General features: G+C 39.5%; 11 protein-coding genes. 7 read left to right on the top strand and 4 right to left on the bottom strand.

Annotated features, from left to right (window positions below):
* Positions 1-32 precede the first annotated feature (32 nt).
* From BM179_RS04045 to BM179_RS04055, 3 genes are all read left to right on the top strand, one after another.
* Positions 33-2,459, top strand: coding sequence for a TonB-dependent receptor (locus BM179_RS04045; RefSeq protein ID WP_092012602.1), 2,427 nt, complete (start codon positions 33-35; stop codon positions 2,457-2,459).
* 117 nt (positions 2,460-2,576) lie between these two features.
* On the top strand, positions 2,577-3,086 hold the full coding sequence (locus BM179_RS04050; RefSeq protein WP_092012605.1) for a hypothetical protein: 510 nt from the start codon (positions 2,577-2,579) through the stop codon (positions 3,084-3,086).
* A gap of 192 nt (positions 3,087-3,278) precedes the next feature.
* Positions 3,279-5,531 carry a CRTAC1 family protein gene (locus BM179_RS04055; RefSeq protein ID WP_092012608.1) on the top strand — a complete coding sequence of 751 codons (2,253 nt, stop codon included), beginning with the start codon at positions 3,279-3,281 and terminating at the stop codon, positions 5,529-5,531.
* Between the two features lie 155 nt (positions 5,532-5,686).
* Here BM179_RS04055 and BM179_RS04060 read toward each other — a convergent pair whose 3' ends face one another.
* Together BM179_RS04060 and BM179_RS04065 are read right to left on the bottom strand one after the other, a co-directional pair.
* Complete coding sequence (locus BM179_RS04060) at positions 5,687-6,742, bottom strand: sugar phosphate isomerase/epimerase family protein (protein WP_092013636.1); 1,056 nt, start codon at positions 6,740-6,742, stop codon at positions 5,687-5,689.
* 117 nt (positions 6,743-6,859) lie between these two features.
* Positions 6,860-7,996, bottom strand: coding sequence for a Gfo/Idh/MocA family protein (locus tag BM179_RS04065; RefSeq protein WP_092013639.1), 1,137 nt, complete (start codon positions 7,994-7,996; stop codon positions 6,860-6,862).
* A 284-nt stretch (positions 7,997-8,280) separates the two neighbouring features.
* On the opposite strand from BM179_RS04065, the gene BM179_RS04070 reads away from it, so the two are divergent.
* The 3 genes from BM179_RS04070 (at position 8,281) to BM179_RS04080 (ending at position 11,095) form a co-directional block, all read left to right on the top strand.
* Positions 8,281-9,501, top strand: a complete 1,221-nt coding sequence (locus BM179_RS04070) for an MFS transporter (protein ID WP_092012611.1) — start codon at positions 8,281-8,283, stop codon at positions 9,499-9,501.
* 125 nt (positions 9,502-9,626) lie between these two features.
* Positions 9,627-10,496 carry an alpha/beta fold hydrolase gene (locus tag BM179_RS04075; protein WP_092012614.1) on the top strand — a complete coding sequence of 290 codons (870 nt, stop codon included), beginning with the start codon at positions 9,627-9,629 and terminating at the stop codon, positions 10,494-10,496.
* An 11-nt stretch (positions 10,497-10,507) separates the two neighbouring features.
* Positions 10,508-11,095 carry a peptidylprolyl isomerase gene (locus BM179_RS04080; RefSeq protein WP_092012617.1) on the top strand — a complete coding sequence of 196 codons (588 nt, stop codon included), beginning with the start codon at positions 10,508-10,510 and terminating at the stop codon, positions 11,093-11,095.
* A gap of 31 nt (positions 11,096-11,126) precedes the next feature.
* Here BM179_RS04080 and BM179_RS04085 read toward each other — a convergent pair whose 3' ends face one another.
* Positions 11,127-11,666, bottom strand: coding sequence for an NUDIX hydrolase (locus BM179_RS04085; RefSeq protein ID WP_092012620.1), 540 nt, complete (start codon positions 11,664-11,666; stop codon positions 11,127-11,129).
* 110 nt (positions 11,667-11,776) lie between these two features.
* On the opposite strand from BM179_RS04085, the gene BM179_RS04090 reads away from it, so the two are divergent.
* Positions 11,777-12,634: a DUF2911 domain-containing protein gene (locus tag BM179_RS04090; protein WP_092012623.1), complete on the top strand. Its 858-nt coding sequence runs from the start codon at positions 11,777-11,779 to the stop codon at positions 12,632-12,634.
* A gap of 80 nt (positions 12,635-12,714) precedes the next feature.
* On the opposite strand, the gene BM179_RS04095 is transcribed toward BM179_RS04090, so the two are convergent.
* Positions 12,715-13,584: an aldose 1-epimerase family protein gene (locus tag BM179_RS04095; protein ID WP_092012626.1), complete on the bottom strand. Its 870-nt coding sequence runs from the start codon at positions 13,582-13,584 to the stop codon at positions 12,715-12,717.
* Between the last annotated feature and the right edge of the window lie 81 nt (positions 13,585-13,665).

Consider the following 13,665-nt stretch of genomic DNA (forward strand, 5'->3'; position numbering starts at 1 on the left):
AGATTAAACAAAAATAGTAAATAATTACAGTTATGAGATATTTATACATTTTACTAACCCTGTTTTTAACAACAATTGCAAATGCTCAGAATCCTGAAGGTAAAATTACCGGGAAAGTTCAGAATAAAAATAAGGAAGCCATAGAGGGTGCAAGTGTTCGGATAAAAGGAAGTACTCAGGGTACAATTACTGACAAGTCAGGTGTATTTACTTTGCCAAATGCAGGAAAAGGTACACATACTTTAATTATTTCTTCTGTTGGTTATCAGACATATACCTTTAAACTGGATGGAAAATCTGATTCTTCAACTCCTGTAGAAATTAGCCTGCATGAAGCGGTAGGCAATTTACAGGAAGTTGTTATTTCCGGAAATAAAATCAATACTCAGGTGGAGTACATGCCAGATATTCATAATAATTACCTCATTGCGGGAAAGAAAAATGAGGTAATTCAGCTTAACGGTGTAAACGGTAATATTGCTGAAAAAAATGCCAGACAGATTTTTGCAAAAGTTCCGGGGGTATTTGTCTATGATATGGATGGCACCGGAAATCAGGTAAATATCTCAACAAGAGGTTTGGAACCACACCGTTCATGGGAATTCAATATCCGTCAGAACGGAATTATTACCAACTCAGATATGTACGGTTATCCTGCGAGCCATTACAGTCCGGCTATGGAATCTATTGAAAGAGTAGAGCTGATAAGAGGTTCAGGCTCTTTGCAATATGGTGCTCAGTTTGGCGGGATGATTAATTATGTTACCAAACAGGCTGATAGTACAAGGGCTTTTAGCTTTGAAAGTCAGAATTCAGGAGGCTCATTTGGGTTGTTTAGTTCATATAATGCTATCGGAGGAAAAACCGGCAAGCTGACTTATTACGCTTATTATCAGAAAAGACATTCAGACGGATACCGGAAAAATTCTAAATCTGATGCTGAATCTCAGTTTGTCAGCCTGATTTATCAGTTTAATGCCAGATTGCGTTTAAAAGCAGAATTGGGAAGATCGAAATATGTTTATCAGATTCCGGGGCCTTTGACAGATGATATGTTTTATCAGGATCCTCAGCAGTCGACCCGTTCAAGAAACTATTTTAACCCGGACATTTATGTGCCCTCTATCGTTCTGGACTGGAAACTTTCTGACAGAACTCAGTTGAGATGGACTAATTCCGGCGTTTTCGGTGACAGAAACAGTGTAATGATTGATGCTTTTGCCAACGTACCTGATGCGATTGATCCGGCTACAAATCAGTACAAAAACAGACAGGTTGACATTGATAATTTTAACTCTTTAACCACAGAGTTAAGATTAGTACATCAATATCAGATTGGCTCAATGACCAGTTTTCTGGCAGGGGGTATTCAGTATATGAACAATGATTTACACCGCAGGCAATTGGGTAAAGGTACTACAGGAAGTGATTTTGACCTGACACTGGTTGATCCGAACTGGGGGAGAGATATGCACTTCAAAACCAGTAATGTGGCAGTTTTTGTGGAAAACTTACTTTATCTGACCAGAAAACTTACTGTTTCTCCGGGATTTAGAATTGAAAACGGAGCAACGGATATGACAGGCTATATCAAAAACTATAAACCTGAAGATATTCCTAATACGATCAAACATAATTTCCCGCTTTTTGGTGTAAATGTTCAGTACAGATTAAAACCTGACTCACGTATTTATGCCGGATTCTCACAGGCTTATCGGCCAGTAATCTTTAAGGATATTATCCCGGGTTCTGTATTGGAACTGGCAGACAAAAATCTGAAAGATGCAGAAGGCTATAACCTTGAAGCAGGGATTAATGGTAAAATCGGTGATGTGTTGACTTATGACATCGGAGTATTTCAGTTGCTGTACAAAAACCGTTTGGGTCAGGTGGTTCTTAATGATGCTAACGGGCAGCCTTATATCTTCAGAACAAATGTTGGAAACAGTCTGACAAATGGTGTAGAAGCCTATATTGAGTATAAACCTGTACAAACTAAGAAGGATGGGAATATAGAAACAGAGCTTTCTTTTTTTACCTCATCCTCTTACTTCGATGCTACTTACCAGAAAGGCAGTGTTGTGGTAAACAATGAAAATAAAAGCATTGCCGGAAATCGCCTCGAATCTGTTCCGAAGTGGATTTCAAGAAACGGGATCCAGTTTGCTTACCGTAAATTCAATGCTACGTTACAATATAGTTATGTAGGAGATTCTTATGCAGACGCGTTTAACACAGAGACTCCTTCTGCAAACGGCGCTAAAGGTCTGGTGCCGGCTTATGGAATTTTTGATTTTAACAGTACTTTAAGAATTACCAGAAATTACACCCTCAGACTGGGGATTAACAACTTTACAAATGTACAGTACTTTACCAAAAGACCCACAATGTACCCTGGCGCAGGTGTATGGTCATCTGATGGCAGAAGTATTGTTTTATCATTTGGGATAAAATTATAAAATCTGTAACCGGAGTCTTGAATGCTGATCTTGAAATAAGCCTTTAAGACTCCGGTTATCCAAAAGCAATTGAAGAAGTTTCTTTCCATATTGATGTGCGGGTTACTTTTTTACAATATGATGGGTTTCGCACTCGTCTATTGGATAGAAGGGTATGCCTCAGAACAAACCAGCTCAGGTTTTGATGGTTCAACACCTGCTGAGGAGTTCCTTGTGCTGAAAGTACCTCTTTCTTTACCCTATCACAATGATTGGAAATCGGCTGAAAAAACTGAAGGGGTTTTGGAACAGGATGGAGATTTTTACCAGATGATTGAACAGAAACTGGTCAATGATACCATTTATACTTTTTGTAAACGAGACAGAATTGCCTGTGAGCGTTTTTTTGCGCTGAGTTCTCATATTAAAGACCAGATAGGGAATAATGATTCCCATTCTCCGGTTAAATCATCTAATCTTCTAAAGCATTTTCTCAAGGATTATGTGGCTTTTGGGAAAGGATTTCTCTTTTTTATTATCGATTGGCTTCAACCTTTAAGGAAGTTTTGTGATCTTCAGATTTCAGATAATTCTCCGGAACATTTTAACATTTCACCTCCTCCCGAGCAATTCACACTCAGGTTTTAATAAGGCATTATATACAGAAAAATCTTTTCCGGGATTGATCTTCCGGAAGAAATATGCTGTGTATTATGAAGAGCGGATTTCCCTTTTCGCAATTCCTCCTGCCTTTTAAAATAGCTTCCCTTTCTTAACAAATTGCTCATAAACCTCACAGGAAACTGAGATGTTTCCTGGCTGATCTAAATAATTATTGAAATGAAAATCCATGCAATCTATAAAAAATTGACAGTAGCATTTTTTCTGTGTTGCCTGCTATCCTGCTCAGAGCAATCTTCTGAAGAGAAAATGTTACAGATACTGGCTGAAACCAAACTGAAACTGTTCAGCTATCGGAATAGTTTTTGCCCGGAAGCAAAGCTTGCGTTCTGCGATTCATTGCTGAAAACGCTTACTATGAGTGATGAAACTTTGATTCAGAAAACTACTTTTCAGAAAGCACATGCTTTGCTGGAAGAAGGAATGACAGCGGAGGCAATCATTCTGCTGGAGAAACTGGCTGAAGATAAAAAGCTTCCGACTGTAATGGCACAGATTGTTGATACTGATCTGGGAATGGCCTACCTGAGATTAGGAGAACAGACCAACTGTATCTCGAATCATTCAGCTGAAGCTTGTATTTTTCCGATAAAAGGTGGAGGGATCCATAAAATACAAACCGGATCAAGAGCTGCCATTGAACAGTATCAGGCTATTTTAGGGAGAAATTATGATGATTTGGAATCCCGCTGGTTATTGAATATTTCCTATATGACTTTAGGCGAATATCCGCAGAACGTTCCGGCAAATTTGCTGATTCCTAACATGGGTGTAAGTAAAGTCACCCAGGATATCAAACCTTTTGATGATGTGGCAACAGACTTGAAAATTGATATAAAAAACATGGCTGGAGGAGCTATTCTGGAAGACTTTGATAATGACGGATATACAGATATCGTGACAAGTTCTATTTCAATTAATGAAGAAATGCACTATTTCAAGAACAACGGAAACGGTACATTTTCTGATTTATCAGAAAAATCAGGATTGAAGAAGTTTACCGGAGGGTTGAATATTATGCAGACTGATTATAACAATGACGGATTTAAAGATATTTTCGTAACCAGGGGAGCATGGCATGTTGGGATATATGGAGAACAACCCAATTCTCTTTTGAGAAACAACGGGAATGGCACATTTACCGATGTAACAATCGATGCCGGATTGCTTTCTTTCCATCCGACCCAGACTGCCACCTGGAATGATTTTAACAATGATGGCTGGCTTGACCTTTTTATCGGGAATGAAAGCCCGACTGACGACCAGCTATCTTTCGGACACCCTTGCGAATTTTACATTAATAATAAAAACGGTACATTTTCTGAGATATCGGAAAAAGCTAATTGTCATATTAATGCCTTCGTAAAGGGTGTAACCTCAGGTGATTATAACAACGATGGCTGGCAGGATCTTTTTGTATCCACTATGAGCGGCCGGAAGTATTTGCTGAAAAATACAGGACTAATTCGGGGAAAGCCTCATTTTGAAGATGTTACAGGTGCAGCAAATTTAGATAAAGAGCAAAACAGAACATTCCCGACCTGGTTCTGGGACTTTGACAATGATGGCTGGCTGGATATTTTTGTAGGAGATTATACTTTTGCCAATAAGTCCCTGGCGTATTATGCGGCCACTGATTATTTGAATAATCCTATAACATATACCGGACAACCGTTTCTGTACCGAAATAATCATGACGGAACTTTTACAAATGTAACAGAGGCAATGGGGTTGAATAAGACTGCATTTACAATGGGTTCTAATTTCGGGGATATTGATAACGACGGTTTTCTGGATATGTATCTGGGTACCGGAAATCCGGATTATAAATCATTGGTTCCCAATAAGATGTTCAGAAATAATAAAGGCAAAAATTTTGAAGATGTTACCACGCTGGCAAAAGTAGGAAATCTTCAGAAAGGTCATGGAGTGGCTTTTGCTGATATGGATAATGATGGCGACCAGGATATTTACATAGAAATGGGAGGGGCTTTCAGAGGGGACGCCTATCAGAATTCATTTTTCAGAAACCCCGGCCAAAACAACAACCACTGGCTTTCTATGGAGCTGGAAGGAACTGAGTCGAATAAGGCAGCGATCGGTTCCCGGATAAAAATCAGTTTCAGGGAAGACGGAATACCCAGAACGATTTACAGAGATGTCAATTCAGGAGGAAGCTTTGGCTCTTCTCCTTTGAAAAGAGAAATCGGACTGGGAAAAGCTACTATGATTGATGAAATAGAAATTAAGTGGAATGGAAGTGGTTTGAAGCAAGTATTTAAAAACCTTCCGGCAGACCAGTTTATCAGGATAACAGAAGGAAGTAATGCCATTCTGAAAAAGAATCCTAAAAAGTTCAATTTTAAAAACAGTGCTTTACATGATATTCCAATTTGTGCAGGAATCAGGTAAAAATTATACTTTATCAACAAACTACTAAATATCCCAACCCATGCTCTGTGGCACACAGCGCATTAAATACTGAGGCACACAGAGTATTAAAGTGTATAACTCTCAATAATCCGGCAGGATTTTAGCCCTGCCGGATTATACAGGTATTCTGCCGGTTAAGACAAGCCTAACAGTTTTTTATTCAATTCGATATCAGCTCCGCCTCCTGCAAAATCATCAAATATTTTTGAAGTTGCCTGAATAATATGCGCATCGATAAATGGTGCACCTTCAGTAGCTCCCTGAACCGGATCTTTGATAGCACATTCCCACTCAAGAACAGCCCATCCGTCATAACCATATTGGGTTAATTTAGAGAAAACTGCACCGAAATCAACCTGACCATCACCTAAGGAACGGAAGCGTCCCGCACGGTTTACCCATGACTGATAACCACCGTAAACTCCTTGTTTTCCACTAGGATTAAATTCTGCATCCTTAACATGGAACATTTTTATTCTTTCGTGATAGAAGTCGATGTACTGAAGATAGTCAAGACATTGTAAAACAAAATGTGACGGATCATAAAGCAGGTTGGCACGTTTGTGACCATTTACTTTTTCCAGGAACATTTCATACGTAATACCATCATGAAGGTCTTCACCCGGGTGGATTTCATAACAAAGATCAACTCCGGCTTCATCAAAAGCATTCAGGATCGGAGTCCAACGTTTAGCCAACTCTGTGAAACACATGTCAACAAGTCCTTCCGGACGTTGAGGCCATGGATAAACAGTATGCCACATTAAAGATCCTGAGAAAGTTGCATGAGCAGACAAACCCAGATTCTGAGAAGCTTTTGCGGCTAAAAGCAATTGCTGCACAGCCCATTCCGTACGGGCTTTAGGATTACCTTTCACAGAATCCGGTGCAAAACCATCGAAACCTAAATCATAGGCCGGATTTACGGCTACCAATTGTCCTTGTAAGTGCGTAGAAAGTTCGGTGATTTGAATACCTTTTTCCGCTAATTTACCTTTGAGTTCATCGCAATAATTTTTTGACTCAGCAGCTTTTTGCAGATCAATGGCTCTTGGATCCCAGGTAGGAATCTGAACACCTTTATATCCCAGACCACTTACCCAGTCAGTGATAGAATCCAAAGAATTATATGGCGCATGATTGTCCAGAAACTGGGCTAAAAAGATAGCAGGGCCTTTGATTGTTTTCATTTTCTTAATTTTGGATAAAGAATGTGTGAAAGACAGCATAAGTATTTTATTCTGCCTTTCACACCTTTCAGCATTTGATTGGTTTTATATTTTCAGGATTTTGGAATGATATACTATTTATACAACAAACTTTGTCCACTTGCCTTCTGATTTTGCAGAAGCCAGTACATTATTGATAAAAGCCATACCCATGATACCTTCATCGATGCCCGGGAAATCAAAATCAGGATCGACTTCCTTACCTTCCCATAGTGCTCTTACTGCAAAAGCAAAGTTGCGGTAAACACTGGCAAAAGTTTCAACATATCCTTCCGGGTGGCCTGCCGGTTGCCGGCTGTGAACCTGAGCATGTCTTGACAGATTACCAACACCTGTACGAAGATACTTGGCAGGTTCGTTTCTTGCTTTCAGAATCAAAGTATTCGGCTCCATCTGATGCCATTGAATACCGGCTTTTGTGCCGTAAATTCTGAAATTGAAATCATTTTCCTCGCCATTACAAATCTGACTGGCATGAAGAATTCCTTTGGCACCATTGTTATAGTGAATCAAAACATTACCGTCATCATCAAGTAAACGCCCTTCTACATAAATAGTAAGATCAGCACAAAGTTCGGTGATGTGTAAGCCGGTAACATATTCAATCATATTCTCAGCATGTGTTCCGATATCACCCATTGCTCCTGCGGCACCACTTCTGGCCGGGTCAGTTCTCCAGGAAGCCTGTTTGTTACCCGATGCTTCAACCAGATCAATCAGCCATCCCTGAGGATATTCAACAATGATTTTTCTGATATCACCTAACTGGCCTGTTTTTATAAGGTGGCGGGCTTCCTTAACCATCGGATAGGAAGTATAATTATGCGTCAGACAGAATATCAGACCAGTTTTTTCAATAACGACCTTTAATTCCTTCGCTTCCTCCATCGTTAAAGTAACCGGCTTGTCGCAAACCACGTGGAATCCGTTTTCCAGTGCCATTTTCGCAGCAGGGAAATGTACATGGTTAGGGGTTACAATAGAAACAAAGTCCATTCGCTCACCCTCAGGCAGCTCCTTTTCTTTAAGAATCATTTCTTCGAAGCTTCCGTAAACCCTGTTTTCGGGTAAATAAAGTGCTTCTCCTGTTGCTTTTGATTTTTCGGGATTTGAGCTGAATGCTCCGCAGACCAGGTCGATTTCGCCGTCCAGTGCTGCGCCTCTTCTGTGAACAGCACCGATGAAGGCGTCAAGACTGCCCCCAATCATGCCCATTCTGAGTTTTCTTGCCATTTTTCTTTGTGAAACAGGTAGTTTTTGAGTAGTTAAAAATTATGAATAGAAGACATGGTAACAGTTTCTGCAAACATAAAACATGTTTTTCAATCACAAATCCTCCATTACAGGGATATCTAAATACAAATTTTCATAAAAATACTGATAAACACTTATAGATGATTTAAAAATCTTTTCGTTTTTTTGCTGTATTATTTCGAGTTACATTTATACAAAACGAAGGAGATTGTCCCTAATTACTTAACTTATAAACATAATTAACTATGTCTCAAAAGATTAACCAGGCTCGCCTCTTCCAGGGAAGCTGTTTTGCACTCATCACAACGGCTATGGCCTTTGGTATTCGGGCTGGTGTACTTACCCAATTAGGGCAGGAATTTAAGCTTTCTGCTCAGGAATTAGGTTATATTAACCAAATGGCATTTTTAGGTTTTCCCATTGCCATGATTATCGGCGGACCTCTTTACAATGTGTTAGGTCCTAAACGCATTATCTGGGTTGCTTTCTTTACCCACGTGCTTGGTCTGGTAATGACAATTTTGTCAGGTGGCTTCTGGACATTGTTAATTTCGACGTTTTTTGTTGGTTTTGGAAACGGAACAGTTGAAGCTGCCTGTAATCCTATGATTTCAGATATGTATGAAGGAAACGAAAAAACCAAAATGTTAAACCGTTTCCACATGTGGTTTCCGGGTGGTATTGTAATCGGTAGTCTTTTGTCTGAATTTATGACTTCTGTAGGCTTAGGCTGGCAATTGCAGATTGGCGCAATTTTGATTCCGGCAGCTTTGTATGCATTTTCTTTCTTTGGACAGCTATTCCCTCACAGTCATGTGGAAGGAGCAGAGTCAACAGGTCAGAACTTCAAAGCTATGCTTTCTCCGTTATATATTTTCATGCTGTTGTGTATGGCTTTAACCGCAATTTCAGAATTCGGTCCGGAGCAATGGATTGGCCCTGTTTTAGGTAATGCAGGAGCAAGCCCGATGCTGATTTTAGCTTTGGTGACTGGTTTAATGGCGGTTGGCCGTTATTTTGCAGGACCAATTGTACACCGTATCAATCCTACAGGTGTTCTTTGGGCATCTGCAATTTTCACAACCATTGGTGTAGTTTTGATGAGCCAGGCTACCGGCCCTATGGTTTATGTATCAGCTGTTATTTTTGCGATCGGTGTATGTTATTTCTGGCCGACTATGATTGGGTTTGTGGCGGAAAACCTGCCAAAAACGGGTGCTTTCGGTCTTTCAATCATTGGTGGTATGGGAATGTTCTCTACTTCAATTTTCCAGCCGATCATTGGTAAATGGCTTGATAACGAAAAAGCTGCTGCTGCGGCTAAAGGACTTTCCGGTACGGCCGCTGATTTAGCTGCCGGACAGGCAACACTTGACAATATGGCTGTTTTTCCGGCTATTTTGATCGTAGCATTCGGAATCCTTTATTTCGTAATGCGCAAACGTCTGGCGACATCTCACGCTTAATATTAAAATCATAAGATATTAGAACAAAACCCCGGTAATACTCGTTATTTCCGGGGTTTCTTTTTGCAAGTAATATCTTTTGAAAAAACCACGACAGAGCAGTTTTATCAACAAATTTGACCAATATGTTTAAGAAAATCGGGAAGAGCCTTCTGATCGGGTATCTCATACTTTTTATATTATCACAAATTCTTACTTCCTGTTTTTCATTTAAGATGAACCGAAAAGAAGTTGATAAAGTATTTGAAGGGTATAAACTCAAACCAGTTCAGCATAAAATTTTCGTGGAAGGCCAGCCAATGAATTATGCTGAAATCGGGGATGATTCTTTGCCCGTTGCTTTCTTTGTTCATGGCTCACCTGGTTCATGGAGTGCTTTTGTGGATTTTATGAAAGATTCTGTATTATTGGAAAAGGTGAAGATTGTATCGGTTGACAGAGTTGGTTTCGGCGATTCGGGTTTGGGAGAGGCTGAAACCTCCCTGAGTGCTCAGGCTTTTTATCTGAAACCAATTGTAGAAAAATATAAGAAAAAAGGCAAAAAGCTGATTCTCATTGGTCATTCACTTGGCGGGCCGGTAATTGCCAGAATGGCGATGGACTACCCAGAATTAATTGATAACCTCATTATAGTAGCGGGTTCAATTGCTCCTGAACTGGAGCCTCATGAGAAATGGTTTCGGATTCCAATGGATCTTTTCCCAATAAAATTCCTTATTCCTGCAGCATTCAGGGCTTCAAACCATGAAATTTTATACCTGAAACCGGAACTCGAAAAAATGCTTCCTCTCTGGAAAAATATCCGGCAGCCTGTCATCGTCATTCAAGGGAAAAAAGACCAGTTAGTATCACCCGAAAATGCTGCTTTTGCCCCAAAAATGTTGATAAATTCTGCGAAAGTTGACCTGGTGATTGTTGACAGTATGAATCATTTTGTGCCCTGGTCGCATCCCCAATTAATAAAAAATGCTATTTTGCAGTCGATTAAGCCATAGATTTTTCAATTATGCCAAAACGATTTCTCCTTTATCTGTTAGCTATTACTTTTTTGATTGTTTCATGCAGGAAAGACATGCGTCTTTTCGGAGCAGATGTAAAGCAAACCCTTGAAAGGTTTGGCAGGGAAAATCCTGAAACACTTGTTAAAGTCCATACCCGCCTGGGGGATTTTACTATAAAACTGTTCGAAGAAACACCACTTCACCGGGCTAATTTTTTAAGATTGGTAAAAGCTAATTATTATACAGACCGCTATTTTTACAGAATTGTCTATGAAACCGGAATTCAGGGTGGAGGAGAATACTTTGATCGCCTTGACTATCTTGTTCCCGCTGAATATAAACCTGAATTTACCCATAAGAGGGGTGCTGTCGGCATGGCGCGTTATGAGGAAGGAAATCCTGAAAAAGCATCCTCTCCTTCAGAATTTTTTATCATCACCAACGAGGAAGAAGCCCGGAAATTTAATGGAAATTATGTGGTATTCGGACAGGTAACGGAAGGAATGGATGTGGTAGATAAGATTCAGCAGGCAAGGGCTTATGATGAAAAACCTGATATTCCTGTGAAATTTGATATTGAAGTGAAAGAATAGAAAAGGGAGTCATTTATAACTCCCTGAAACATTATTTAAGACTTTTTTCGACCATTCTGACAATGGAATCACTGTTGTTGTAATGTGTGACTTCTTCCAGTTTAATCCATTTCAATTCACTTGATTCATCTTCCGGAACAACCAGTACTGCATTTTTATCAGCTTCCAGCAGAAACCGTATATCGTAATGAAAATGAGCAGGAATACCTTTTCTTTCAGGGATAAGATGGATATCTACGTCAAAAATCTGTTCAGAGACCGGTTTGATATCTGATAAGCCTGTTTCTTCCTCTGCCTCTTTCATGGCCACCTTTAAAACATCAGGATCACCGTCACAATGACCTCCGGTTTGAAACCACTTATCCAGCTTCAGATGATGAGTAAGCAGGGCATAACGACGTGTCTGATCGAGGATCCAGGCAGAACCAGTGACATGCCCGATCATCAGACTCCGTTCAAAACAATCTTTATGGCTTTTAATAAATGAGATTGTATCAGACAGGAAAGATGCTTCCGCTGGATTAAAAGGTTGATGATTCTCAAGTAATTGTATAATCGTGTTCCTGTGCATGTGTGTCAGCTTTGATAGATAGCACCGCAAATTTCGGAACAATTTCCGAAAGAGCCTTTTAAAGATTGATTATATTCGCTTTTTATTCAAAACTTATTCAAAACAAAAACATGAAAAAAATATTTCTGTCGCTGTTAATTCTGTCTTCAATTTCAGTCTCAGCGCAATTAAGACTTCCTCAACCAAGTTCTGCGGCCTCTGTAAGTCAAACAATCGGGACAACTGATTTAAGCATTAAATATTCCCGTCCTAATGTAAAAGGAAGAGAAATTTTCGGAAAATTATTGCCATTTGATAAAATCTGGAGAACAGGTGCTAATGCTGCAACGCAAATTACTTTATCAAATGATGCAAGCATTGAAGGAGCTAAACTTCCGGTAGGTACATATTCAATTTTCAGTATTCCGGCTTCAGGAGACTGGACTTTGATTTTCAACAAAGATATTACTGCTTCCGAGCAATCATATTCACAGGAAAAGGATGCATTGAGAGTGACTGTAAAACCTCAGAGTATTGCTAAAGTTGAGTCATTTATCATTGATTTTTCAGATATTACAGATAGCACTGCTAATCTGAACATTTCCTGGGCAGATAAGAAAATTTCAGCAAAAGTGGCTGTGGAAACGTCAAAATTAATAGAGTCTTCTATTTCAAAAGTAAGTGTGGATAATGCGAATGCTTTAAGAACTGCGGCTGATTATTTACAGGGAAAAGGTAAACTGGATCAGGCTTTAAAACTAGCGAATGCTTCAATCGGTTTAACAGAGACTTTCAGAAATTTATGGACAAAAGCCCAGATTTTGAGCAAATTAGGCAATTATGCTGAGGCGGTTTCTTTTGCTAAGAAATCACAGGATTTAGGACAGGGTGATGCTTCTTTCGGATTCCTTAAAGAAACCATTGAAAAAGGGATCAGCGAATGGACTTCAAAAATTCCGGTAATAACTCCGGTAAAAAAGAGGAAGTAAGCAATGATCTTCTATTGAAAAATCCCGGCCTCTGTGGTCTTAACCAGCAGAGACCGGGATTTTTTCAGGCTTGTGAAAAACTAATTTAGTTCTACAGACCAGACTTTCTCAAATACTTCACCCGGATTTAATCGGTTAATGCCTTCTTTTTCTGTGAGTTCCTGATTATGGTTTTCGCTGTCAGCAATACCACACCATGGCTCGATGCAAACAAAATCGGCTTGAGGAGCAGCCCAAATTCCTAAAAACGGGAAACCTTCGAAATTGAATTTCAGCTGTGTAGAAATTTTACCGGATTGAAGAATAACATTTGTCGATTTCAAATGTTTAAAAACCAGCGCATCTTTTGCGAAAAGCTCCTTGCTGATATGAATTTCATCAGTAATTTCAAATTCCAGATACGGTGCAGTCCGGATTAAACCACCATCTGTCAAAGGCCATCTGTAAAAATCTTCTTTCCGGTTAAATTTAAGCAGATAATCCTCATATTCAGTATTTCCGACGAGAGGAACATTGAAGGCAGGGTGACCACCGACAGAGAACCACATTTCGTCAGTACCAACATTTTTTATCTGATATTTAACTTCGAGAAGATTGGATTTTAATGCATAATGAATCGTAAATTCAAAAGGAAACGGAAATACTTCCAGCGTACTTTCGTCGTGATGCAGTTGAAAATTAACATCATCCAATGATAATTCTTCCACATTGAAATGTTTATCCCGTGCAAATCCGTGTCGTGGTAATGTGTAATCTTTCCCTTTGAAACGGTAAAGGTTATCCTTTAAAGCTCCTACAATCGGAAAAAGTACCGGAGAGGATTTGCCCCAGAAAGCAGGATCAGCTCTCCACATATATTCGGTCTGATTCTGTTTATGGAAAAGACTAATTAATTCAGCCCCTTTCGGATTGATTACGGCTTTGAGAATTTCATTTTCAATAGTTATCATATTCCGGTCATTTTTGTTTCAAAAACCCTTGATTTAATTAAATAAGTTCCTGCTTTACGTCAGCGCTTCCGGTGTCAGAAA

Origin of the sequence: Pseudarcicella hirudinis (assembly GCF_900115665.1) — a bacterium.
GTDB lineage: Bacteria > Bacteroidota > Bacteroidia > Cytophagales > Spirosomataceae > Pseudarcicella > Pseudarcicella hirudinis.